This window comes from Paenarthrobacter sp. OM7, assembly GCF_029873575.1.
GTDB lineage: Bacteria > Actinomycetota > Actinomycetes > Actinomycetales > Micrococcaceae > Arthrobacter.
The window spans coordinates 1,027,107-1,049,438 of sequence record NZ_CP123579.1 but is presented as its reverse complement, the minus strand read 5'-3'; the positions used below and the strand labels follow the sequence as shown (position 1 = coordinate 1,049,438).

22 protein-coding genes and 1 tRNA gene are annotated in these 22,332 nt (G+C 62.9%); 13 read left to right on the top strand and 10 right to left on the bottom strand.

Features of this window, described 5'->3' with window-relative positions; all coding sequences use genetic code 11:
* Window positions 1–20 precede the first annotated feature (20 nt).
* The 3 genes from QEH68_RS04890 to QEH68_RS04880 all read left to right on the top strand — a co-directional run bounded on the left by QEH68_RS04890 (window position 21) and on the right by QEH68_RS04880 (window position 1,696).
* Window positions 21–746 carry a signal peptidase I gene (locus tag QEH68_RS04890; RefSeq protein ID WP_280626976.1) on the top strand — a complete coding sequence of 242 codons (726 nt, stop codon included), beginning with the start codon at window positions 21–23 and terminating at the stop codon, window positions 744–746.
* The gene (locus QEH68_RS04885; RefSeq protein WP_280626974.1) at window positions 730–1,137 is read left to right on the top strand and encodes an Hpt domain-containing protein; all 408 of its coding nucleotides are present in this window, start codon (window positions 730–732) and stop codon (window positions 1,135–1,137) included. The genes QEH68_RS04890 and QEH68_RS04885 overlap by 17 nt, the downstream gene beginning before the upstream one ends.
* A gap of 91 nt (window positions 1,138–1,228) precedes the next feature.
* The gene (locus QEH68_RS04880; RefSeq protein ID WP_280626972.1) at window positions 1,229–1,696 is read left to right on the top strand and encodes a hypothetical protein; all 468 of its coding nucleotides are present in this window, start codon (window positions 1,229–1,231) and stop codon (window positions 1,694–1,696) included.
* Between the two features lie 29 nt (window positions 1,697–1,725).
* On the opposite strand, the gene QEH68_RS04875 is transcribed toward QEH68_RS04880, so the two are convergent.
* On the bottom strand, window positions 1,726–3,114 hold the full coding sequence (locus QEH68_RS04875; protein WP_280627974.1) for an MFS transporter: 1,389 nt from the start codon (window positions 3,112–3,114) through the stop codon (window positions 1,726–1,728).
* Window positions 3,115–3,350: 236 nt separating this feature from the next.
* Between QEH68_RS04875 and QEH68_RS04870 the strand changes: the two genes are divergently transcribed.
* Both QEH68_RS04870 and QEH68_RS04865 read left to right on the top strand, forming a co-directional pair.
* A complete protein-coding gene (locus QEH68_RS04870) occupies window positions 3,351–4,280 on the top strand; it encodes a helix-turn-helix transcriptional regulator (protein ID WP_280626971.1) in 930 nt (309 codons plus the stop codon).
* A gap of 9 nt (window positions 4,281–4,289) precedes the next feature.
* Complete coding sequence (locus QEH68_RS04865) at window positions 4,290–4,784, top strand: DUF2306 domain-containing protein (protein ID WP_207596425.1); 495 nt, start codon at window positions 4,290–4,292, stop codon at window positions 4,782–4,784.
* A 16-nt stretch (window positions 4,785–4,800) separates the two neighbouring features.
* On the opposite strand, the gene QEH68_RS04860 is transcribed toward QEH68_RS04865, so the two are convergent.
* The 3 genes from QEH68_RS04860 to QEH68_RS04850 form a co-directional block, all read right to left on the bottom strand.
* Window positions 4,801–4,983: a hypothetical protein gene (locus QEH68_RS04860; protein WP_280626968.1), complete on the bottom strand. Its 183-nt coding sequence runs from the start codon at window positions 4,981–4,983 to the stop codon at window positions 4,801–4,803.
* 45 nt (window positions 4,984–5,028) lie between these two features.
* Window positions 5,029–5,105: transfer RNA gene (locus tag QEH68_RS04855), tRNA-Thr, on the bottom strand.
* A gap of 169 nt (window positions 5,106–5,274) precedes the next feature.
* The gene (locus tag QEH68_RS04850) at window positions 5,275–6,153 is read right to left on the bottom strand and encodes a thioredoxin domain-containing protein (RefSeq protein WP_207596422.1); all 879 of its coding nucleotides are present in this window, start codon (window positions 6,151–6,153) and stop codon (window positions 5,275–5,277) included.
* A 175-nt stretch (window positions 6,154–6,328) separates the two neighbouring features.
* On the opposite strand from QEH68_RS04850, the gene QEH68_RS04845 reads away from it, so the two are divergent.
* From QEH68_RS04845 to QEH68_RS04825, 5 genes are all read left to right on the top strand, one after another.
* Window positions 6,329–7,828, top strand: a complete 1,500-nt coding sequence (locus tag QEH68_RS04845; RefSeq protein ID WP_280626965.1) for a trehalose-6-phosphate synthase — start codon at window positions 6,329–6,331, stop codon at window positions 7,826–7,828.
* On the top strand, window positions 7,818–8,615 hold the full coding sequence (gene otsB / locus QEH68_RS04840) for a trehalose-phosphatase (RefSeq protein ID WP_207596418.1): 798 nt from the start codon (window positions 7,818–7,820) through the stop codon (window positions 8,613–8,615). Before QEH68_RS04845 ends, otsB begins: the two co-directional genes overlap by 11 nt.
* 206 nt (window positions 8,616–8,821) lie before the next feature.
* Window positions 8,822–9,904: a sn-glycerol-3-phosphate ABC transporter ATP-binding protein UgpC gene (ugpC, locus tag QEH68_RS04835; protein WP_207596410.1), complete on the top strand. Its 1,083-nt coding sequence runs from the start codon at window positions 8,822–8,824 to the stop codon at window positions 9,902–9,904.
* A gap of 94 nt (window positions 9,905–9,998) precedes the next feature.
* The gene (locus QEH68_RS04830) at window positions 9,999–11,588 is read left to right on the top strand and encodes a beta-N-acetylhexosaminidase (RefSeq protein WP_280626962.1); all 1,590 of its coding nucleotides are present in this window, start codon (window positions 9,999–10,001) and stop codon (window positions 11,586–11,588) included.
* Window positions 11,585–13,006, top strand: coding sequence for a DUF4032 domain-containing protein (locus tag QEH68_RS04825; protein WP_089593812.1), 1,422 nt, complete (start codon window positions 11,585–11,587; stop codon window positions 13,004–13,006). Before QEH68_RS04830 ends, QEH68_RS04825 begins: the two co-directional genes overlap by 4 nt.
* Window positions 13,007–13,069: 63 nt before the next feature.
* On the opposite strand, the gene QEH68_RS04820 is transcribed toward QEH68_RS04825, so the two are convergent.
* On the bottom strand, window positions 13,070–13,771 hold the full coding sequence (locus QEH68_RS04820; protein ID WP_280626961.1) for a GntR family transcriptional regulator: 702 nt from the start codon (window positions 13,769–13,771) through the stop codon (window positions 13,070–13,072).
* Between the two features lie 127 nt (window positions 13,772–13,898).
* Between QEH68_RS04820 and QEH68_RS04815 the strand changes: the two genes are divergently transcribed.
* Window positions 13,899–15,140: an amidohydrolase family protein gene (locus QEH68_RS04815; RefSeq protein ID WP_280626960.1), complete on the top strand. Its 1,242-nt coding sequence runs from the start codon at window positions 13,899–13,901 to the stop codon at window positions 15,138–15,140.
* 2 nt (window positions 15,141–15,142) lie between these two features.
* Here QEH68_RS04815 and QEH68_RS04810 read toward each other — a convergent pair whose 3' ends face one another.
* Window positions 15,143–15,631, bottom strand: coding sequence for a pyridoxamine 5'-phosphate oxidase family protein (locus QEH68_RS04810; RefSeq protein WP_280626958.1), 489 nt, complete (start codon window positions 15,629–15,631; stop codon window positions 15,143–15,145).
* Between the two features lie 160 nt (window positions 15,632–15,791).
* Here QEH68_RS04810 and QEH68_RS04805 point away from each other — a divergent pair, with 160 nt between their 5' ends.
* Window positions 15,792–16,172 (top strand): nuclear transport factor 2 family protein, encoded by a 381-nt coding sequence (locus QEH68_RS04805; RefSeq protein WP_280626957.1) that lies wholly within the window; start codon window positions 15,792–15,794, stop codon window positions 16,170–16,172.
* Window positions 16,173–16,234: 62 nt separating this feature from the next.
* On the opposite strand, the gene QEH68_RS04800 is transcribed toward QEH68_RS04805, so the two are convergent.
* Window positions 16,235–17,008: a class I SAM-dependent methyltransferase gene (locus QEH68_RS04800; protein WP_280626955.1), complete on the bottom strand. Its 774-nt coding sequence runs from the start codon at window positions 17,006–17,008 to the stop codon at window positions 16,235–16,237.
* Window positions 17,009–17,303: 295 nt separating this feature from the next.
* Window positions 17,304–18,125 (bottom strand): hypothetical protein, encoded by an 822-nt coding sequence (locus tag QEH68_RS04795; RefSeq protein ID WP_280626953.1) that lies wholly within the window; start codon window positions 18,123–18,125, stop codon window positions 17,304–17,306.
* A 282-nt stretch (window positions 18,126–18,407) separates the two neighbouring features.
* On the opposite strand from QEH68_RS04795, the gene QEH68_RS04790 reads away from it, so the two are divergent.
* Window positions 18,408–19,241: a hypothetical protein gene (locus tag QEH68_RS04790; RefSeq protein ID WP_280626951.1), complete on the top strand. Its 834-nt coding sequence runs from the start codon at window positions 18,408–18,410 to the stop codon at window positions 19,239–19,241.
* A 162-nt stretch (window positions 19,242–19,403) separates the two neighbouring features.
* On the opposite strand, the gene QEH68_RS04785 is transcribed toward QEH68_RS04790, so the two are convergent.
* Both QEH68_RS04785 and QEH68_RS04780 read right to left on the bottom strand, forming a co-directional pair.
* Window positions 19,404–20,738, bottom strand: a complete 1,335-nt coding sequence (locus QEH68_RS04785; RefSeq protein ID WP_280626950.1) for an MFS transporter — start codon at window positions 20,736–20,738, stop codon at window positions 19,404–19,406.
* 130 nt (window positions 20,739–20,868) lie between these two features.
* Window positions 20,869–22,314 (bottom strand): FAD-linked oxidase C-terminal domain-containing protein, encoded by a 1,446-nt coding sequence (locus QEH68_RS04780; RefSeq protein WP_280626948.1) that lies wholly within the window; start codon window positions 22,312–22,314, stop codon window positions 20,869–20,871.
* Window positions 22,315–22,332 lie beyond the last annotated feature (18 nt).

Genomic DNA, 22,332 nt, shown 5'->3' with positions numbered 1-22,332 from the left:
CCACGAAAGGAACGCCAGGCATGAGCGCACTGAGCACCATCACCACTCCCGCAGTTCGTGGCCGGCGTTCTGCCGCAGCAGAGAACGGGACCCGACCCGCCGCCGTCGTTCCTTCCGTCATTGAGACCGCCGCTGTGAAGCAGCCCGCAGCGGCCGCCTCCATTGCAAGCACTACCGGCACCTTCCGCCGGATTGCCGGCAAAGTGGTGAGGGGTATCGGCGTGGGCATGCTGGTCCTCGCTGCGTTGGTGTTCCTGTTCCTCGCGATCGGCCCGCGCGTCCTGGGTTACCAGACCTCCACCATGCTCACCGGATCCATGGCCCCGCTGATCAACCCGGGCGACGTCGTCGTCACCGTCCCCACCCCCATCACCGACGTCAAGGTCGGCGACATCATCACCTACCACATACCGGTCGAAGACCAGCGGGTGGAAACCCACCGGATCACCGAGATCACCACCACCGCCGACGGCGGCGTGGCAGTCCAAACCAAGGGCGACGCCAACAACGGCATCGACCCTTGGATCGCCACCCTTCAAGGCAAAACCGTGGACAAGCATGTCGCCACCATCCCGGGAGTCGGCAACGCCATCCGTGCCCTCCGCGAACCCATCGTCATGAACACCCTGATGTACGGCGCACCCACCATCCTGGCCATCGGAATGCTCGCCTCCATCTGGACCAAAGACCCCGCCAAGACCACACCCGGGGAAACGGCCGGAGGCCGCGATGAAGCCATCGGGTAATCCAGGCGGTGAACTGGACCTGGGCAGGCTCCAATCCCTCGCCGAGGAACTGGGAAGCCCTGAACCGGCACTGCGTTTCCTCGCCAAATACCTCGCGATGCTTCCGCAGCGCGTCGAACGCATAGTCCACGCTGTGGACGAGCATGACGCAACGGAGACCACCACCGCTGTTCTTAGCCTCAAGATCAGCTCTTCCATGGTGGGAGCCATGGAAACGGAGCACCAATGCCGGGCCATCGAATCAATGATCCGGGAAAACCACTTCGACGACGCCGCCCATGCGCTGCCCGCGCTGAGGCTGACCACAGACCGCTGTCTCGCTTCACGGTCCGACCTCATCAGGGCCGCGCACACATCGCTGACCCGGCACCGGGGATTCTTTCGGTCTTGAGCGGACCTTGAGTGTTCACCGAGGTGTTTCCTGAGGCCCGTTCGGCACACTGGAAACACATCATCCGCACTATCGGAACGGCATCACGCACATGCATGGCAAAGGCATCATCTGGCAAGTACCGGCCACCATCCTGGCCGCCATGCTCCTGCTGATGGGCGTCCACATTTCACCGGCCCACGCCAAGTTCAACGACACCGCATCAGGTGCGATGGCCGTCGGTGCGGCAAAGATCCCGGCACCGGCAGCCAACACGGTCACCGTGACGAAGTCCTGCGATTCATTCCTCTGGTTTGGCCAAGCCAAAATCAGCGTCAGCAGTTTCACCGCCGTCGCCCACGCGAACTACCACGAGCTCAAAGTCATGGACCCCGACGGCGTTGTACGGTTCACGGGCGACCTCAGCAAGGCCTCAGGAAAGAGCTACGGCTCAGGGGTCCAAAGCACGAGCAACCTCTCAGGCACCTGGACGTACCAGATCCGTGGCTACTACAAGGTGCCCAACTCCACCAACGCGTGGGCGGGCACACCCCTGACAGGGACGCTGAACTGCCCGTGAGCCAGATGTAGGGCTTCTGCCTCTGGGGCTTAGTTGGCGGACATCGCCGGTTTGCGCAGGAACAGGCCCACAACCAGTGCGGTGAGCAGGCAAAGGCCGGCGTTGACCCAGATGGCGGTTGTGACACCGCTGAGGACGGCGGGGGCCTCGTTGTTACCGATGCTGAGGAGTTGAGCCGTGAAGATGGCACTCATAATGGGGATGCCCATGGTGATGCCGATCTGCTGGCTCATGGTTGCCAGTCCCGTGGCCAGGCCTTGTTCTTCATCAGGCAGCCCGGACGTTGCAGTGACCATGAAGCCGACGATGACAACAAGGTTTGCTACACCACCGATGAAGGTGGCGACCAGGAGCAGACCGATGGATGCGGGGTCTGCGCTGAGCAGGACGAGGATGCCTGTGGCAATGGCCTGGCCTATAAATCCGTAGACGATGGCTTTCTTGTTGCCGATCTTTCCGATCACCCTGGGTCCGAGGACGCCACCGAGTACCGTGCCGAGACCGAGGACCGCGAAGGCCAATCCTGCACCGAGCGGGGTGTAGCCGAGAACCTGCTGCAGGTACAGCGTCAGCAAGAACACCAGGGACGTTTCAGTGACGAAGGCCAGGATGCCGGCGATGTTGCCCCAGGCGACAGTGGAGCGCTTCAAGATCTCCAGCGGTACCAGCGGCGAGTTTGCCCGGCGTTCGGCCGCAACAAAGGCAACAAAGAACACGACGGCTGCCGCGAGGGAGCCCAAAGTCAATGGATTGGTCCAGGAGTGCTCGGCGGCGTTCGTCAAACCGAAGACAAGGGCCAGAAGGCCGAGGGTAACGGTGACAGCACCCGGAACGTCCAGCTTCAACTTCGTGGTGGGCTTGCTCTCGGCGAGGACGATGGGAGCGATAACCAGTACTGCGATGGCAACAGGCACGTTGATGAAGAACGCCCACCGCCAGCTCAGCAGGTCCGTCAGCAGTCCGCCGAGGATAGCGCCGGTCGTAAAGCCTGCGGCCATGAGTGATCCGTTAAGTCCCAGTGCCTTATCGCGCAGCGGGCCTTCCGGGAAGGATGCCAGCAACAGGGACAGGGCAGCGGGAACGACAATGGCCGTCGCGACGCCTTGTCCCACGCGTGCAATGAGCAACAAGGCCGGGTCGGCAGCCAATCCGCCGGCCAGCGACGCCGCGCCAAGCAGGGCCATGCCGATGATGAACATTTTGCGGCGTCCGGCAATATCGGCGACACGTCCGAACAGCAATGTCAGGCCCGCAGCGCACAGGGCGAATGACGTCGCTATCCACTGAAGGTTCTCCAGGCTGAAGCCAACATCGGTGCCGATGGCCGGGAGGGCGACGTTGAGGATGGAGAAGTCAACAGCGAGGGTGAAACTCGCTGCGAGCAGGACAATAAGGGCCAGCCGCTGCCGGCCTGTCATCTGCCTTTTCGAGTCCGGTTGGGGTTCGTGGACGGTGGCAGATGGAAGGCTGGTGCCTTTGGTGACATCCGGTTGTGTCGTCATATCGGTGATCCTTTGCTGGAGCTGTAACCGCCCGTGGGCGGCTTCTTCACAGCTCCAACGGTCTACGCATGTGCCCGGATGAACCACACCCCCTCCTGCCTACCCCTGACAGGGACAGGACACTGCCGGTGGGGACCGGCAGAATGGTGGTCATGACTATGGTGAGTGAACTTGGGGAGTTCCTTCGAGTCCGAAGGGCGGCTCTGCAGCCGGAAGACGTTGGCCTGCTCAATTACGGCATCCGCCGCGTACCAGGCCTCCGGCGGGAGGAACTGGCCATGCTCGCGGGAGTCAGCAATACCTACTACACCCGTCTGGAGCAGGGCCTCAGTAACAATGCTTCTGATGCCATCATTGATGCGATCGCCCGGGCCCTGAATCTCAACACTGACGAGCGAGCCCACCTGTTCAATCTTGCCCGGGCCCGCACCACCAAACGCCGCACTGTGACGAAGCCGGACAAGGCCAGGACCGGGACGCTCCGCCTGATTCAGTCAATGTCGAGCACCCCCGCCATCGTGCTGGGACGCCGCAGCGAGGTGCTTGCCTGGAACCGGCTCGGTCATCGATTGGTTGCAGGGCACTTGGACTACGACGCACCGAAGTCGGCTGCAACAAGGCCAAACATGACTCGTTTGTTGTTCCTTGACCAGCACACCCGCGAACTTTACCCACGCTGGCTGGAGGAAGCCACGCGTGCGGTGTCATCACTACGGCTCGTCGCCGGCCGGGCCACAGATGACCCTGAACTCGCTTCCTTGGTGGGTGAGCTCACCTTGAAGAGTGAGGAGTTCGCGAAATTATGGGCTCGGCACCCCGTTGAGAACTGCATGTCCGGGTTGAAGCATATGCACCACCCCGAAGTAGGTGACCTGGAGCTGAATTTCGAGGTCCTCACACCGCCCGACGAGTCCGGGCACAGGATCCTCATGTACGCTGCGGACCCGGGGACGCCGGCCGCGGAAGCACTTCAACTGCTGGCCGCCGGCGATGCGGTAGGGCCGGAGGGCCCGTCCCGATTGTCCCTTGATCAACGATCGTCCACGCTGCCACAGCCCGATAGTCACTTCCGAATTCGCTAGGCTGGCCGTATGCCCTCGCCGTGGACTTTCCTGATCGCTCTGCACGCCATCGCAGCGGGCTACGCCCTGATCTTCGGCGCCGTCAACCTGCTCCGCCGCAACAAAGGCAGCGCAGCGCACAAAATCCTGGGGCGCATCTGGGCGGTGGCCATGTATGTCGTGGTCCTCACCTCGTTCGGGATCCGGACCATCGACGGCGGATTCAACTGGCTTCACGCCCTGTCCGTGCTGACGTTCTGCACCCTGACGATGGGCCTGGTGACCGTCCGCCGCGGCAACATCCGGGCGCATCAGCGGTTTATGACCGGAAGCTACTTCGGCCTCGTCGGCGCCTTCATTGGCGTGATCGCCGTGCCTGATCGACGGCTCCCCCAAATGGCCATCCACGACCTCACCGGCCTCACACTGTGGGTAGCGGCCCTGGCGCTTACTGCCGGGCTGACTGTCGCCGGCCTGATGCAGCTTCGTCAGAAGACTGCACCGGTGATCAGCGTCCGAAAGTAGCACCTTCCAGCCGCTTTCAGTGTTGCCGCGGACCTGGTGAGGCCAAATAATCCATCCATGTGAGACGCCTCTTGGAGTAGCGCTGTTCGCCGCCAGCGCCGAATTCGACGCCGTTCAGCGCCTGGGTCCGCCCGGACTCGTTGTTGCTGAAGTCTGATTCCTGCAACAACAGTCGTGCGTCGCGCCCAAAACCCGACACAAAAACCCCTCCATCCCGGAAAAATCGCCGGAATGGAGGGGTTCGTGGAGCCCCCTGTCGGATTCGAACCGACGACCCCCGCTTTACAAGAGCGGTGCTCTGGCCAACTGAGCTAAGGAGGCACGCTCCGGTTACCCGAAGCACAGCGCGAAAGAGCGCTAGATAAGGTTAGCCCAGACCATCCCCGTCAACGAAATTCGCCGGGACCAAGCCGGAACCAAGCGGTACAACAGCGGCCGGCCACCCAGGAACAAGGGTGACCGGCCGCCGTCGTGCATTCAGCGGGGGCTACTAGCCCTTGGCGTCAACGGCCGTCTGGATTTCAGCGTTCAGATCGGTGCTGCCGTCCCACTGCTTGCCGTCAATGAACACGGTGGGAGTGCCGGTGATGCCTACTGCCGCAGCTTCCTGCGTGGCGACCTTCACCCACGGACGGAACTGCTTGCTGTCAACGCAGGTGTCGATGTTGGCCGCACCAACCTCGGTGGCCATTTTCTTCAGGTCGTTGTCGGAGATGCCCGCTCCGCCTTCAGCCGGCTGGCGCTCGAAGAGCAAGTTGAAGAAGTCCGCGTACTTTTCCGGGGATGAGTTCACTACGCACGCAGCAGCGTTGGCCGCGCGGGAGGAGTAGTTGGTAGTGGACTGGCGGTCCAGGAAGCCGAGGGGACGATATTCAAGGGAGATCTTGCCCTCATTGCGGAGATTGGTCAGCGACTCTCCGTAAGTGGTCTCGAACCGCTTGCAGACGGGGCAGATGAAGTCGATGTAGGCAATGACCTTGACGGGCTTGCCGGCTTCGGCTTCGCCGCCAGGCACCGTCACGGTGGCAGGCGGGGTAGCTGCAGGGCTGGGTACGTCGGCAACGTTGACGGTGGCCGGCTCCGACTTAACAACTTCACTGTTGGCGAGCAGCGTCACGCCGCCGTGGACGTTGCCGTTGGCCGGCGTCGGGCCCTGATCGGCGATAGGTGCGTTGTTCTGCGCTTGGCCGATGACCACGAACGCCACCAAGGCGATGATGACCACAACGGCAACCACAATGCCCCAGCCGACCAAAAGCTTGTTGCGCTTGTCCTTCTTCAGCTGCTCTTCACGGATTGCGCGCGCCTTTTCCCGTGCCTGGGCGGTGCGTTCAGCCTTGGACAGGCGTTGTTCGTTTGCGGGGCTCATCAGTTCCTCGGGGTATTCGACGTCAAAGGGCATAGCTAGGGCAACGGGGTCAGTTTACGGGAGCAAACTTGAAGATCTGGCGCAGACCCCTTGCCCGGTTGTTGAACGATCAAGTGCCATGGAAGATTCCGCTAGTAGGCTGGGAGTTGAGTCACAGCAACCCCAGGGAGCATTAATGCAGGATTTGGCAAGCGAGAAACTCAAGACCGAAGAAGGCGTTCGGGCTTCTCCCGTCAAGAAGCCCACGGCAACCAAGTTCGACTTCATGGTGGTCTCCAACAGGCTGCCCGTTGACCGCATCAGCGATGACAACGGACATGGCAGCGACGGTTGGCGGCGTTCGCCCGGCGGTCTCGTAACGGCGCTGGCGCCAATGATGACGAAGTCCGACGGCGCGTGGGTGGGTTGGCATGGCGCACCGGACGAGACGGTGCGCCCGTTCAGCCATGAAGGTATGGACCTCATACCGGTCCAGTTGAGCAGCGACGATGTCGAGCTGTTCTACGAAGGCTTCTCCAACGCGACCATTTGGCCGCTTTATCACGACGTCATTGCGCCGCCGGAGTTCCACCGTACGTGGTGGGATTCCTACCGCAAGGTCAACCGGAAGTTCGCCGACGCCGTGACCCGCCATGCCGCCGACGGAGCCACCGTGTGGGTGCAGGACTACCAACTCCAGTTGGTTCCCCGCCTGCTGCGCGAAACCCGGCCGGACCTCAAAATCGGTTTCTTCAACCACATCCCCTTCCCGCCGCCGGAGATCTTCGCGCAACTGCCGTGGCGCCGTGAAATCATTGACGGCCTGCTTGGCGCGGACCTCCTGGGCTTCCAGCGGCCCAGCGACGCCGGCAACTTCATGCGTTCAGCCCGCCGCTTCCTGGGCGCCAGCGTCAAGCAGCAGCAGGTGCACGTCAAGGGTCCCGACGGCGAGGTCACGCACATTGCCAGGGCGCAGGCCTTCCCGATCTCCATCGACGTTGCCCAGATCCGCGAGCTCGCGTCCAAGCCTGAGATCATCCAGCGCGCACAGCAGATCCGCAAGGACCTCGGCAATCCGAAGACCATCCTCCTGGGCGTGGACCGCCTGGACTACACCAAGGGCATCAGGCACCGGCTCAAGGCTTTCGAGGAACTCCTGGCGGACGGCCACATCAAGGTGGAGGACGCCACCCTGATTCAGGTGGCCAGCCCCAGCCGGGAACGGGTTGAACAGTACAGACTGCTCCGCGAGGAGATCGAAGGCACCGTGGGCCACATCAACGGCACCTACGACACCATCCAGAACACTGCGGTCCGCTACCTGCACCACAGCTACCCGGTGGAAGAAATGGTGGCGCTGTACCTCGCTGCGGACGTCATGCTGGTCACCGCGCTGCGCGACGGCATGAACCTGGTGGCCAAGGAGTACGTCACGGCCCGTTCCGAGGATGACGGCGCGTTGGTCCTGAGTGAATTCGCCGGCGCTGCCGACCAACTCAAACAGGCGCTCCTGATCAACCCGCACGACATCGACGGACTCAAGTCCACCGTTCTGCGTGCCATCAACATGCCAGCCAAGGAAGCGCGCCGCCGCATGAAGCTGATGCGCAAGCAAATTCTGGATCACGACGTCGATCACTGGTCGGCGGAGTTCCTGGCCGCACTGGAAGAGAAGGTGGTGCGCGATGACAGCTGAGAGTCTTTCCCTGTCACCGGAGTTGCTTGAAGCAGTCCGGCGCATTTCCGGCACGGAGCATCTGTTGGTAGCCCTCGATTTCGATGGCACGCTCTCCCCCATCGTGGACCGGGCGGAGGATGCCCGCCCCCTGCCCCGCTCGGCTGCCGCATTGGCGAGCCTCGCCGAACTTCCGCGCACGACGACGGCACTCATCTCAGGCAGGGCCCTGGACAGCCTGCGGCTGGTCGCTTCACCTCCGGCAGACACGCTGCTGATCGGCAGCCATGGGGCTGAAGTGTGGCTCGGCGAAGGATCCCTTGGCCTGGAACTGGACGATGAGCAGCGCAGCAAATTGGCCTCGGTGCGTGAGGTCCTCGCGGAAATCGTGAACATCGCTCCGGGGACGTTGCTCGAAGACAAGCCCGCCGGCGTCGTCCTCCACACGAGGATGGCCGACGACGACGTCGCGGAAGACGCCGTCGAGGCCGCCATGCGGGTGCTCCGGGAGCATCCGGGCGTCTACCTCAAAACGGGCAAACGTGTGCTGGAGACGTCCGTGGTTCACGCCTCCAAGGGCGAGGCCGTTGAGTTCCTGCGTCAGGCAACCGGCGCCACTGCCATCCTGTTCGCAGGTGACGACGTCACCGATGAGGACGCGTTGGGCCGGCTCCTGGGCGATGATGTGGGCATCAAGGTTGGCTTGGACTTCACTCAGGCCCAGTACAGGGTGGAGGCGCCGGTACACGTGGCGGAGTTGCTGGAAGCCCTCCTAAGGGAGCGCCGGAAGGTCACCGCCGAGGCTTAGCGTGTGACCATGGGTACATGTGATGTTTGTAACAGTTAGGCAGTAAGTCCAAGAGTCTGACATACTCTTGGATGTGATGTGACGCACAGTACCGTGCGACGTCACATGATCCTCCCCGGCCATTGGCCGGGGAGTTCAACTGAAGAAAATGAACCATTCACAACGGATCGTCCGGCACGTACCTGCCGGTGAAGGGATTGATAACTGTGGCTACAGTTACTTTTGATAACGCTACGCGTCTGTACCCGGGCACAGATAAGCCCGCCGTCGATAAGCTCAACATCGACATCGCCGATGGCGAATTCCTGGTCCTCGTTGGACCCTCCGGTTGCGGTAAGTCCACCTCGCTGCGCATGCTCGCAGGCCTTGAGGACGTCAACGCCGGCCGCATCCTGATTGGCGACCGCGACGTCACCGACGTTCCGCCGAAGGACCGCGACATTGCAATGGTCTTCCAGAACTACGCCTTGTACCCGCACATGACCGTTGCCGACAACATGGGCTTCGCCCTGAAGATCGCCGGCGTCTCCAAGGAAGAGCGCGCCGAGCGTGTTCGCGAAGCCGCCAAGCTTCTCGACCTTGAGCAGTACCTGGACCGCAAGCCGAAGGCTCTCTCCGGTGGTCAGCGCCAGCGTGTTGCCATGGGTCGTGCAATCGTCCGTAACCCGCAGGTCTTCCTCATGGATGAGCCGCTGTCCAACCTTGACGCCAAGCTTCGCGTCCAGACCCGTACGCAGATCGCATCCCTGACCCGCCGCCTCGGTGTCACCACCGTTTACGTGACGCACGACCAGGTTGAGGCCATGACCATGGGCGACCGCGTCGCAGTGCTGAAGGACGGTCTGCTCCAGCAGGTTGACACCCCGCGCAACCTGTACGACCGCCCGCAGAACGTCTTCGTTGCAGGCTTCATCGGCTCCCCTGCCATGAACCTGCTGGAACTGCCGGTAGTCGACGGCGGTGTCCAGTTCGGTGGAACGGTTTACCCCGTGCCGCGCAACATCCTCGAAGAGGCTCACGGCCAGACCGTCACCGTTGGTTCGCGTCCGGAAGACCTTGAGACCGTCGGCAACGGCGAAGGCCTCCAGGTTGAGGTTGACGTCGTCGAAGAACTCGGCGCCGACGCTTACGTGTACGGCCACACCATCCTCGATGGCAAGAGCCACGACATCGTTGCACGCGTCGACGGTCGTCGCCCCCCGATGAAGGGCGAGTCCATCTTCGTTCGTCCGCAGTCCGGCCACGTGCACCTGTTCGACACCAAGACCGGCCTCCGCCTGGGCGACTAGTCCCACCGGCAGTCACATAACTCCGCATGAATGCGGCCCGACCCCTCCAGGTCGGGCCGCTCTCGCGTTAACCTAACTCCTGCGAAAGAATGGCATGAACACGACGGACACCTTGATCCCCCGCCCCTCCCACGTCGCACTCCTGGACAGCCCTGCCTTCACACTTGCCCCCACAGCACGGATCAGCGCCACAGCCCCAGCCACGCAGCTCGCAGAACAGTTGGCCTCGTTGCTGCGCGCCGGCACCGGTTTCGAACTGCCCATCGTTGAGGCCACCCGCCCCGGTGACATCTCCCTTGAGTTCTCGGAAGCGTTCGACGGCGGCCCGGAAGCGTACGCGCTCAATGTCACCGAGGCTGGCGTCAGGCTCACAGCCGCCACCAGTGTTGGACTCTTCAACGGGGTGCAGACGCTCCGTCAGCTGTTTCCTGCGTCCCTTGAGAAGGCGGACGCAAGCGACGCCGAATGGGTGATTCCCGCCGTCGACATCGCCGACGCGCCGCGGTTCCAGTACCGCGGTCTGATGCTGGACGTTGCCCGCAGCTTCTTCACGGTGGAGGAGGTCAAGGCACAGATCGACGTCATGGCCGAGTTCAAGCTGAACGCCCTCCACCTGCACCTCACGGACGATCAAGCGTGGCGCATCGAAATCCACGATCCCGGGGCTGCCGGTAATCCTTTGGGGTTGCCCTACCGCAAGCTGACCGAGGTGGGCGGCGAAGGCGCGGTTGAGGTCTCCACCGCCACGCCTCCCCGCGGCAACTCCGGCTTCTACACCCAGCAGGACTTCAGGGATATCCAGGCTTACGCGGCCACCAAAAACGTGCTGGTAGTGCCGGAAATCGACCTCCCCGGCCACGTCAACGCCGCCCTCGCCGCCATTCCACAGCTCAACCCTGACGGCCAAGCCAAGCCCATGAGCACCACCGCCGAGGTGGGCTGGTCCACTTTATCGGCAGATCTGCCCGCTACGTACGAGTTTGTCCGCGAGGTCCTTGGCCAACTCGCCGCCATCACGGCAGGCCCGTACCTCCATATCGGCGGCGACGAAGCGAAGGTCACCCACCATGACGACTACGTGGCCATGGTGCAGCAGTTCGTCCGGATCGGTGCCGAAACCGGCAAGACGGTGGTGGGCTGGAACGAATTCGCCGCCGTCGAACTCCCGGAAGGTGCCGTCATCCAGTATTGGCACGGTGATTTCGCCCCGGTGGTCCGGCAGGCCGAAGAAAGCGGCGCAAAGGTGATCATGTCTCCCGCCGCCACGACATACCTGGACCAAAAATATGCCTCTGACAGCCCCATTGGGCTCGAATGGGTGGAAGGCGGGCCCTTCACCTGGTCCGAGTACTACAACTGGGATCCCGCACAGGGCGGCCTCAAGGACCACCAGGTCCTCGGCGTCGAAGGACCCCTGTGGACAGAAACCGTACGGAACAACGAGCAAGCGCAGTGGCTCCTCTACCCCCGGGCTGTTTCCTTGGCGGAAGTCGCGTGGTCAGGCCAGGAAGTCCGCAACGCAGGTGACTTCCGACGTCGTCTGGGCGCCTTGGGCGAGCGGCTCGCCCACCAAGGCGTCGCCTTCCAGGCCGCACCCGACGTCGAGTGGTCAGCCACCTCGAAGTGGCCGTTCCCGGAAGCCGGAACGTCTTCCACCCCCGAGTACGGAACAATTGAGGCATGAGCGAGCAAAACGGAGCCCAGTGGCACGACGAACCTACCGACTACGGGCAGATCGGCAAGCTCCCCCGCACTGAAGCGGCGAGTGCGCAGGACACGGCACCGCCCGCGAGCGTCATCGGTTCCCTGAACATCACGGCGGCTTCGGCCGATCCTGAACTGCTGGATCTTCCGTGGCACATCGCTTTGGAGGATTGGCCGGCGGAGAACCTTGCGGCGCTCCCCCGCGGTATTTCGCGGCACATTGTGCGTTTCGCGCACTTGGGTGGTTCGGTCATCGCCATCAAGGAAACCTCCGAGCACGTGGCCCGCCACGAATACCACATGCTGCGGAAGCTGGCCCGGCTGGATGTTCCGTGCGTGGAGCCGGTTGCTGTGATCACAGGACGCACCACCGCGGATGGCCGGCCGCTGAACCCTGTGCTGGTGACCCGGCACCTCAAGTTCTCCATGCCGTACCGCGCGTTGTTCTCGCAGATGCTCCGCAAGGACACCCTGACCCGGCTCATTGACGCGCAGGCACTGCTGCTGGTCCGCTTGCATCTTGTGGGCTTCTACTGGGGCGACGTTTCGCTGTCCAACACGTTGTTCCGCCGTGATGCCGGGGCCTTTGCCGCTTATTTGGTGGACGCCGAAACGGGCGAGCTCTATCCGGACCTCTCCATGGGCCAACGTGAATACGACCTCGAAATCGCCCGCGTGAACATCGCTGGTGAACTGATGGACCTGCTGGACGGCGGGCTCATCGAAGAGAAAGTGGACCCAGTCGCCACCAGCGAGCTGATCATGGACAGCTACCGCCGGCTCTGGACAGAGCTGACCGAGAAGGAGTCCTTCGAACTGGGAGAAAGGTGGCGCGTGGCTGCCCGTATCCGGCGCCTCAACGAGCTGGGCTTCGACGTGGAGGAATACGCCATCAAGACCACGGCGGACGGCTCCACCATCCAGCTCCAGCCCAAAGTGGTCGACGCCGGCCACCACCAGCGTCGCTTGCTGCGCCTGACCGGGTTGGACGCCCAAGAGAACCAGGCCCGCCGGCTCTTGAACGACATGGACCAATTCCGGGCGGACAACAACCCGGACCTGGACGAGGAAATCAGCGCCCACATTTGGGTCAGCCAGATCTTTGAGCCCATAGTCCGTTCCATTCCACGGCACCTGGCCGGAAAGCTGGAGCCCGCGGAAGTGGTGCACGAGGTCCTGGAGCATCGCTGGTACATGAGCCAGAAACAGGACAGGTACGTCCCCTTGGCAGAGACGGTTCAGTCCTACCTGGACACTGTGCTGCAACACCGTCGCGACGAGGCTGCCATCATGCTGAACCCGGATACGGAGCTGCTGAAGATCCTTGAGGTCGAGGTGGAGGAATCCGGCCGATACGACGATGAAGACGAGGACGAATACCCGGACGCCGACGACTGACACACGGTGAGACGAACTCGACGTCGGCACTCAGGTGAGTGCCGACGTCAAGCCCTTTAACTACTACGGTTCCAGGGTTTCGGCGAGGCCGGCCAGGACTGGTTCCCGCCCCAGCTCGATGTGCGAGTATGCCAGCGAGTAGGCCAGGTCCGGCCGGCCTTTCAGAATCGCATTGCACAGTTCCGTGTGCTCGTCGCGTTGGAGTTCGTTGCTGCGGTTGTGGGCCAGCCCGAAGATCCAACGCATCCGGCCAAAGAGGGGCTTCACGGATTCGATCAGGAGCCGGTTGCCGGACAGGCGGACGATTTCGGCGTGCAACTCGGCGCTGATGACGGCAACGTCGTCTGTCCGCTCCTCGTCGATGGCAGTCTTGGACGCTTCCATGAGTTCCTCGAGTCGGCCGCCGTCGCTTCCCTCGGCAACGCGGGTGGCAGCCATGCGCGCAGCAAAGGTTTCAAGGCACAGCCGGATATCGAAGAGCTCATTGACATCCGTGAGTGTCAGTTGGCGCACCACGGCACCACGGCGCGGGAACGTTGCGACAAAACCGTCCTGCTCCAAGCGCTGGATGGCTTCCCGGACCGGTATGCGGGACACGTTGTAGAGCTCGGAAAGTTCGCGTTCGCGTAATCGCATGCCCTGCGCGTAGGTACCCGTGACAATGCCTTCCAACACCAGTTGGTAGACGTTTTCCGCGCGGGCCTCATCATCACGGCCGTTTCCGGTACCCGGCATCGCCTCAGCCACTGTCGAACTTCCTTTCATGCCGACGCCAATCCTTTGAGTGACGCTAGCCCTACGGTACTTTGGTATACAAGAATTTCACAGCATCCGCTTTCACTGTCTTCGTCGAGTCGATGTTGAACAGGGGCGGCCACCAAGGGAGCAACCATTGAACACCCTGATCCGCGCCGTCCGCCCTTGGGGGCAATCACTGAGCGACGTAACCCTCGTTGCCGCCGAAGGAGGCGGCAAGATCACCGCCGTGAAGCCGCATGACCCTGCCACCGTTGTCCCGGGCGACACAACCGTGGTTGAAGGCCGCGGCCGGATTCTGCTCCCGTCGTTCTCCGACGTCCACGTACACCTCGATTCCACCCGGATCGGCTTGCCTTTCCGTGAGCACACCGGCGGTCCGGGCGTGTGGACCATGATGATGAACGACCGTCAGAACTGGCGCAACGCCGAGGTCCCGCTGCAGGATCGGGTGAATGACACTCTGGGGCGGATGATCGCGAGGGGCACCACCCGCGTGCGTTCCTATGCGCAGGTGGATGTGGACTGCAGGCTGGAGCGTTTCGACGCCGTTGCTGCCGCCAAGGAGAAGTTTGCCGGTCAGGCTTCGGTGGACATCATCGCTTTCCCGCAGGCTGGACTGTTGCTTGAAGCGGGCACTGTTGACCTTATGGAAGAGGCCTTGAAAGCCGGGGCCAACGTGATGGGTGGCATCGATCCCTGCACGCTGGACCGGGACCCGGCGAAGCACCTCGACATCGTCTTCGGCCTGGCGGAGAAGTACCAGGTTCCCATCGATATCCACCTCCACGAACCGGGCGAGCTGGGTGTGTTCAGCACGGAGCTGGTGCTTGAGCGCACGCGCGCGCTGGGTATGCAGGGCAAGGTGACCATGTCCCACGCCTACCAGCTGGGCAGCGTCAGCGAGGCCACCACCCGCAGGCTGATTGATGCGTTCGCGGAATTGGATGTTTCCCTCGCATCGGTTGCTCCGTCCGCTGCCGGCCAACTGCCCATCCCGCTCCTCACCGAGGCCGGGGTCCGATTGGGCTTGGGCGAGGACGGCCAGCGTGATTACTGGTCCCCCTACGGCAACACCGACATGCTGGACCGCACCTGGCAACTCGCCTTCACTCACGGTTTCCGCAAGGACGAGCTGATCGAACATTGCCTGGCCATCGCCACCATCGGCGGCGCCAGCATCCTTGACCCCAACGCGACCCGGCTCAAGAACACTGCCCACCGTCCCGGCGTCGAGGTTGGCGACCCAGCGGAACTGCTGCTGGTGGACGGCGAAACGGTGGCCTCCACTGTGATGGACCGGGGCAAGGACCGCACGGTGATCCATGCCGGCCAGGTGGTGGCAGACCAGTTGGAACTGGTCCAGCGACGACCCTAGCGCTACTCGCTCCGCCCTGTGGGCGCATCATCCAACGGGGTCCACCAGGTGACCGGGGGTGTCACCGTGAAACGGCGGCCCGTCACGGTGGTGGGGGTGATACGGATGAACTGGTCCTTTTGCCCCGCCTCCCACGGAAACAGGAGAAGCCCGACGGTATCCAAGACGTCCTCGGTAAGCTTCACCGCGGCCGCCTGGCCCTTGACCACCACACTCCACGCCACGCCCGTTTCGACGTTGACGCCGTCAGCCTCTATGGCCACCGGGGCGTCGCTGAGGGCGGCATGGAGCTTGGTACCTTCACCCGTCCGGAACACCAAGGTTCCGTGGTCCACTTTGTAGTTCACCGGGAAGATGTCCGGGTGGTCGTCCACCCAGACGGCAAGCCGTCCCACTGAGACTCCGCGGAGGAGCTCCCAGCACTGGTTGGTCTCAAGAATTTCCGTGGCGGGCGTGCCTGGTTGATTGGTCCCGGCTGGTGAAGTCGTCATACCGCAGAGGATACGCCGGGCCCCTGATATTCAACAGGCCACGGCTTACCGGACGAGGGCGGGGGTAGTGCCGGCTCCTCGGTCATGACGCGGGCGCAAAGGCCAATCTCGACAGACATTCTTCAGCGGCACCAGCCCAAGGCGCTGCTAGTGTTTCGATGTGACCACCCCCGACAATGCTGGCCGCACAATGGATGCCGCCGAAGACGAACTCCTGGATGCCATGCGAGCCAGTGACCTTGAAGCGTTGGACCGGCTCATTTCCGATGACCTGAAGTTCATCGACCCTGAGGGCACCGTCCTCACCAAGAAGGCAGATCTGGAAGCACACCGCACTGGGGCCACCAACTTTGCCCGAATCGAGGAAACCAACCGGCGCACCCTCGAATCCGACGGCAGCGGCACAACAGACACCACTGCCCGCGCTGTGCTCCACATCAACGGATCACAGATCGAGATCCAGCTGCTCTGGCACCGGGAATGGCGGATCATTGACGGGCGCTGGCAAGTGCTCGCCGGCTCCGTCGTAGTACTCGACTGAGAACTCCGGCCGGTGCCCACTTATCGGAAGAAGCGCCGGTTCGGCCAGGTCGCAGCCGACGCCTAGCCCCTTAGGCAGAAATACGCCATCCCGAGTACACCCCGGTAGCCCTCTTCATATGCTGCGCGCTGTTCCTCATATCGCCGACGGACCTGCCCTGCGGCGGGATGATCGGCATCATGTGATTCCAGCCAACGGGTGAACCTGTCGCGATACCCGGCCTCGAAGACGTCCCACTCCTGAACGCTTGCCTGGTCCTCGTCCACCACCTCGAAACCAGCGGCGCGGATCTGCTCGCGTAGCGCATCTTGGGTGAGGTACTCGTCATCGCGTCCGGCCAGAGGGGCGGTGGCAGCCGGATGAGGTGTGGCTGACCAGATTGCCTCGCCGTAGACGAGCCGGCCGCCGGGAAGCACCAGTGCTCGAAGGGCGCGCAGGGCTGTGGCATAGTCGAGCGGCTGCGCGTCCTCTACCGGCGGCCCCCAGATCTGGCTCGCGCCGATGCAGATGACAGCGTCTGCGGGGCGATCCTGGACCTCGAGCCCGGGCATCGAATCAAACCTCGCCCTGCCGAGCAGCCCACGAGTCACAGCTTGTTGCCTGGCTCGGTCGATGAACGAGCCAGCACTGTCCACTCCGCGTCCCCGTGCCTGCGGGGCCGCCGTCAAAACCCGAAGTAGTAGTTCACCCCATCCGCACCCCATGTCCAGAACTTCAGCCGGCGCCGGCTCGGACAAGAACGATACAAGGTGCGCGGCGCGTTCCTCGGACAGCGGGGTAAGCCAGGTCAGGGACTCATAGAGGGGCGGCAATTCAAGCGAAGTACTGTCGGTCACTCCATGATGCTCTCACGATCCACAGAAACGGCTGCTTGTCCTTAAGCCCGTGGTGCTGCGGACTGCTTGGCGGCCGTGGACGAAGCAATTCGTCGCGTGGGTCAACTGCTGGGCGTGGGACCGGTGGGGAGCCGGGCGGTCCTGGATTTGCAGGCCAGACGATTCACCCGAGGCCAGCGTCAGGCCAGCGCTATTCGTGCAGAAGAACTCAGGTCGATGTTGCCCTATGGGCGCTGAGGTGGCGCCGGAGGTGTCGCTTCTTGCGCTCCCCCTCGTGAAGGCCTACCCGAAACGACTACCCTTGAGGCCCGGTCACGGTTGTTTGGTGCAGGGCTTTCAGGAATAGGTACCCAAGGTAAATCCAATCATCTGCTGATGCTTTGTCGTCGGCAACGCGATTCAGGCAATCGGCGATCGGCATTTCCTCAAAGGCGGGCAATAGGTGAGGAACGGAGTGGTCCTCCCACGCCGCGATAACGCCGCGGCGGCTTCCCGACTTTTCCATACCAGCCCAGATGTCCCTCCCGGCCTCTGGCCCGTATACGTTCCCGAAGTCTCCTGCTCTGGGCCAAGACTCCCAGGCACTGTTCAACGCCGTCTCTAATACCAGCCTCTCGCTGGGCAGTCGTTCTACGCCGTAGGCCAGGACACCTAGCGCCAAGCCTTCAGCTATCCGCCTTGTCTGTTGACGTTTTGCCACGGATCCTACACCCGCGACATGCCCAACCTCCCGCCCCGCCTGTACAGGCAGAGCCACAGTCGGCTCCACCTGCGGGTATACCGGCACCTTCCAACTGGCCGGCGGAGGGCAGAGCGGTCTTGTCCACTCCGCATCGCGTTCCGGAGACTCGGCTGTCGAAGTCCCCTTCTCGGGCCACGTTCTACTGCCACCCAACTTGCGCTGGATGGCCCTGAGGATCCTTATCGTTTCGTCGTCTTGATAGCCGGTGACCACGGACCAGTCCAGCCCAACACCAACGGTGCTGCTAACGAAAACAATCTCGGTGGCCAGCAGGGCCCGGCGCCAGTCAGCTTTTGTCAGGGATTGACCGTCCCGGATGAACCCGGCAATCCGCTCGCCTTCAGCAAACAAATCAGCAACGTCACGAAAGCCCATAGCCAAGGCCATGGCCTCCGTGGGGTCCGCCGGTCCAGCCCATTCCATGAGGCCTCGACGCAGGACCTCACGTTCATCCTCATCGAGGTCGAACTGAACCCGATCATGCGCATCCACAGCTCATCCTCCATCACCTCGGCATACAGCAGCCACACTAACCCCGCAATAAGTCCCGGCGCGTCAGGTGGCGGCCAAGAGCAGGGACGTCCGATAAAGGATCCTCAACCGGACGCCTTCTCCTAGCTCACCAACTTGTGGCCGGTAGCCCCATATGGTGGTGCCATGACCGAGATGATCGCTTGGAACCTGGCCTTTGGTTGTGGCACTGGCCTTGGCAAAGCACCAGGACGAACTGTCGAAGCTGCCCTGCCAAGCCAGCCGCCCTCAGGGTGGACAGGAAGTCATGGGCCGGGTGTTCGTTGGGAACACTGGCCACGAAGCCTCAACACTGGTTTGCCCATGATGCATGTGCTGACTCTCTGGCTACCCGCAGACTTCCAAAGGCGCGGTGACCAGTTTCCAGGGATTGCAATTTTTGCTGGTGAGGGCCAATTCGCAGTGGAAGACGAATTTCCCATGCCGAGCGCTGAATCAACCGATCCATTCCTGCGCGACCTTGCAGCAGCCGAGAACCATCCCGGCCTGCTTAGGCGCAGAGACCTGATCGATGGAGAATTTGCGATCCTTTGGCTCATGCATGATGAGTTGGCTGCCGGCCCTACGGCACCTCGTCCCGACCTTCGTGCCAAGGGTGAGCATGTCGACGAGTCGCAAGGTACTAATGCTTGGGACAACGTCGAACCAACCACCGACATTTGGTTGATACCGCGAGTCGATCCGAATGCTGGCAAGATACCCGTCGAACTCTGGGGAGATGAGGTCGGCAACGATGGGTATGTCCATCCTGTAACGGGTGCGGGCAGTCTTGCGGACTGGGCAGAACCTCTATTCGCCAGAAGCCATTTGGGAGGAACGGCCTTCCCTATCCAAGCGATGCCTGACGGGCTTACTCCTTGGTACCTCGAACTGGAAGAGATCTCGGGGCTCAACTTCGGCGGTGGCGGCAACGCTCAATTCGATCTGGAATCCGATACGTTCGATTGGGCCTGCGGATAGCGCAATCGGGATATCTAGCCGGAGGTTTCTAAGCGCCTTAGACGATCGTGGGCGCGGCTACGGGGTGGAGATCACCCGCGCGGGAGCGGCCGTGCTGCGGGCGATGGGTTCCTCCAGTGTGGTGGTGGCCGCAGAAGGCGTCAGCAAGGGCGCTCTGGCAACCTATCTCGCGGCGGGGTTCGTTGCTGCCACGCCTATTGTGGACATGTCACGCTCCGCAACCAGCCCAACCTCATCCACCCGCACCAACGGCCCCCGGATGGCAAAGAAGCCAGCGCCTGCCAGCACCACAGCCTCGGCCGCGAGCGCCCAGAACGTCGCTTCCCACCCGCCGGTCATCGAGTGCAGAAGCCCCGCTCCGAGTGGACCGAGCGACGCCGCCGCGAACCCAAATCCCTGGCTCATGGCGGACAATCGTCCCGCGGACTGCGGTCCGGCCGAACGAATCACCACCAAGGCCATGGCCAGCCCGAATCCTGCGCTCTGGACGATTCCCAGCACCCCGACAGCAAGGAACTGAAGCTCCGCTGGTGCCACCAGAACACCGAGCAGTGCCACGGCCACCAGCACGCCAAGTCCCGGAGCCATCCAGCGCAGAATGGCCGGTCGGCTGGCAAGGACCGGGGCCAGCAGACTGGCCGGGAGCCCCGCGAGGCTGAACCAGGCCAAGAGTGCTGCAGCGTCCGCGGACGCGAGCCCTCGGGACACCAGGTACACGGCCAGCCAGGATGTGATGGCAAAGTAGAGCATCGCCTGGAGCCCGAAGAATGCCGTCACCGCCCAGGCTGTGCGCTGCTTCCGCAGAGGCATAGCGGGTGCGGTGGGGACAACAGCGGACGACGCCGCATCCCACCGCGGCGTCGAAGCGTCCCCCGCCGCTGAGGTGGCTTTGCCCGCGGCAGCCAGTGCCGCCGTCGGGCGTCTTCCGGTGCGCTGGATGAGGACAGCTCCGAAGAGTGCTGGGACCGCCCACACAGCCAGCGCCCCTGCCAGGCTCCCCCCAAAGGACTGCTGGAGAGGTTGGACCAGTCCCGCCCCCAGCGCGGCCCCCAGTCCAAAGCCCATGGTGCAGAGCCCTGTCCACCAGCCTGTGCCCCGGTTGGCTTTGACGATCTGCGGAACCAGCACGCTGGCTGTCATGATCGCCATGCCTGCAACGAAGGTGCCCGGCAGCAAGAGCGCCGGGACTGTGGCCCGGAGGACCAGCGCGGCGGCCAAGGCGGTGAGCGCAATGGCCACCGCTGGACCGGTTCCGAATCGCCGAGCCAGCCAGGGTCCCATCGGCCCGGAGATTCCGAACGCCAGGACCGGCAAGGTTCCCAGGAGCGGCAGCAGTGCGGGGTCAAGGGCGAAGACGTCCGGAATCTGGTCCATCACACCGGCGATGGTGGTGATGGCGGGCCGGAGATTGATGGACACCATGACCAGCGCAAGCAGCACCAAGCCCGTCATCAACCTCGGACTTGCTCCAACCCGGGCCTGCCGCTTCTCGCGCACATCTTCTCCTCATAGCAACTTTGGTATACCAAGTAAGCCTAGGGGGAGAATGGTGGGAAGTAAATGCAGGTAATTTAGCTGATTGGATGTGACAGGCAGGCCGCATGGACCTTTTGGAATACCAGAAGACCTAAATTGCCTTTCCCGGATTCAGGATTCCCTGCGGATCGAACAGCTCCTTGATCCGCCGCTGCAACTCCCGCACGGGCTCCGGTTGTTCCAGGCCCAGCCAGCGCAGTTTGTATTGCCCCACGCCGTGCTCGCCGGTGATGGTGCCACCCATTTCGAGGCCTATCCGGATGGATTCATCCAACGCCGCGTTGAGCCGCTCCAAAGCAGCCGCATCCGTAACAGGGTCCACACGTTCCATCCAGAACGTCGGGTGCAGATTGCCGTCTCCTGCATGCGCCACCACCTTAAGCATCACGCTGAAGCGGGCTGCCATGGCCTCGAGCTCGGCCACGAAGTCCACCAACCGTGATCGCGGCACGGCAATGTCCTCGCCAACCCTGAATTCGTCATCCACTTCCGCGCCCCGGCTGTTGCGGCGTAGTTCCACCAGCATCTCGGCTTCCTCGCTGGCCTCGGTGGTCACCGTTGCGCCGCCTGCGGCCAGCACCTGCCGCACCACGTCCGCTTCCGCAGCCGCGCCGAAGCCATCGGTCTGGATCAGGAGCAGCGACTTGCCACGGGTCTGGAGGTCACCTCCATGCATTTCATCCAACTGCACCAGGGTTCCGTTATCCAGCAGTTCCATGATGGCCGGCTGGACCCGGGCCTTGCCCACGGCGAGCACTCCGGCGGCCGCGCTGCGGAAGTCCTGGTAAAACGCCGCAATGGTGTGGACCTCTCGCGGCAGGTACTTCAGGCGGACGGTCACGCCCACCACAATCCCCAGCGTCCCTTCGGAGCCCACCAGCAGCGCTGTGAGGTCGTAGCCGGCAACTCCCTTAAAAGTCTGGTGTCCTGTATGCATCAACGAGCCATCAGCCATCACGACGTCCAGGGCCAGCACGGAATCCCGTGTCACCCCGTATTTAGCGCATCGCAGTCCCCCGGCATTGGTGGCCACGTTGCCACCGATGGTGGACATTTTGTAGCTTGCGGGGTCAGGCGCATACATGAGGCCGTGCTCTGCGGCGGCAGCGTTCAAATCGGCGTTGATGACGCCGGGTTCGACCACGGCTGTCTCGTCGTCCGGGTTGAGCTCCAGGATACGGTTCATCCGTTCAAGGCCCAGGACGATGCAGCCTTCCGTGGCATGGGCTCCGCCGGACACACCGGTGCCTGCTCCCCTGGCCACGATAGGAATCCGGTGCGCGGCGCAGCTCCGGACTATGTGCTGAACGTCCTCCACCGATTCCGCCCAGACGACGGCGAGCGGCAGGTGCCGCTCCAGCAGTGGTCCTTGATCGACGGAGTACACGGTGAGGGTTTCTTCATCCTCTGCCACCTGCCCGGCACGTAGTCCGGCTGCGAGCTCCTTCAGGAACAGCTGCCGCCCAATTGAAACCTGGGAGGCTTCCCGATGGCCCGTCGTCCTGCCAGTGATGCTTTCCGCTGATGTTCCGGCCATAGCCGTTTCGTCCGACAC

Bases quoted from the DNA above. Each gene is read 5' to 3' on its own strand.
- QEH68_RS04890 (WP_280626976.1), top strand. From the start codon at position 21: ATGAGCGCACTGAGCACCATCACCACTCCCGCAGTTCGTGGCCGGCGT.
- QEH68_RS04885 (WP_280626974.1), top strand. From the start codon at position 730: ATGAAGCCATCGGGTAATCCAGGCGGTGAACTGGACCTGGGCAGGCTC.
- QEH68_RS04880 (WP_280626972.1), top strand. From the start codon at position 1,229: ATGCATGGCAAAGGCATCATCTGGCAAGTACCGGCCACCATCCTGGCC.
- QEH68_RS04875 (WP_280627974.1), bottom strand. From the start codon at position 3,114: ATGACAGGCCGGCAGCGGCTGGCCCTTATTGTCCTGCTCGCAGCGAGT.
- QEH68_RS04870 (WP_280626971.1), top strand. From the start codon at position 3,351: ATGACTATGGTGAGTGAACTTGGGGAGTTCCTTCGAGTCCGAAGGGCG.
- QEH68_RS04865 (WP_207596425.1), top strand. From the start codon at position 4,290: ATGCCCTCGCCGTGGACTTTCCTGATCGCTCTGCACGCCATCGCAGCG.
- QEH68_RS04850 (WP_207596422.1), bottom strand. From the start codon at position 6,153: ATGAGCCCCGCAAACGAACAACGCCTGTCCAAGGCTGAACGCACCGCC.
- QEH68_RS04845 (WP_280626965.1), top strand. From the start codon at position 6,329: ATGCAGGATTTGGCAAGCGAGAAACTCAAGACCGAAGAAGGCGTTCGG.
- otsB (WP_207596418.1), top strand. From the start codon at position 7,818: ATGACAGCTGAGAGTCTTTCCCTGTCACCGGAGTTGCTTGAAGCAGTC.
- QEH68_RS04830 (WP_280626962.1), top strand. From the start codon at position 9,999: ATGAACACGACGGACACCTTGATCCCCCGCCCCTCCCACGTCGCACTC.
- QEH68_RS04825 (WP_089593812.1), top strand. From the start codon at position 11,585: ATGAGCGAGCAAAACGGAGCCCAGTGGCACGACGAACCTACCGACTAC.
- QEH68_RS04820 (WP_280626961.1), bottom strand. From the start codon at position 13,771: ATGAAAGGAAGTTCGACAGTGGCTGAGGCGATGCCGGGTACCGGAAAC.
- QEH68_RS04810 (WP_280626958.1), bottom strand. From the start codon at position 15,631: ATGACGACTTCACCAGCCGGGACCAATCAACCAGGCACGCCCGCCACG.
- QEH68_RS04795 (WP_280626953.1), bottom strand. From the start codon at position 18,125: ATGGGCTTTCGTGACGTTGCTGATTTGTTTGCTGAAGGCGAGCGGATT.
- QEH68_RS04790 (WP_280626951.1), top strand. From the start codon at position 18,408: ATGACCGAGATGATCGCTTGGAACCTGGCCTTTGGTTGTGGCACTGGC.
- QEH68_RS04780 (WP_280626948.1), bottom strand. From the start codon at position 22,314: ATGGCCGGAACATCAGCGGAAAGCATCACTGGCAGGACGACGGGCCAT.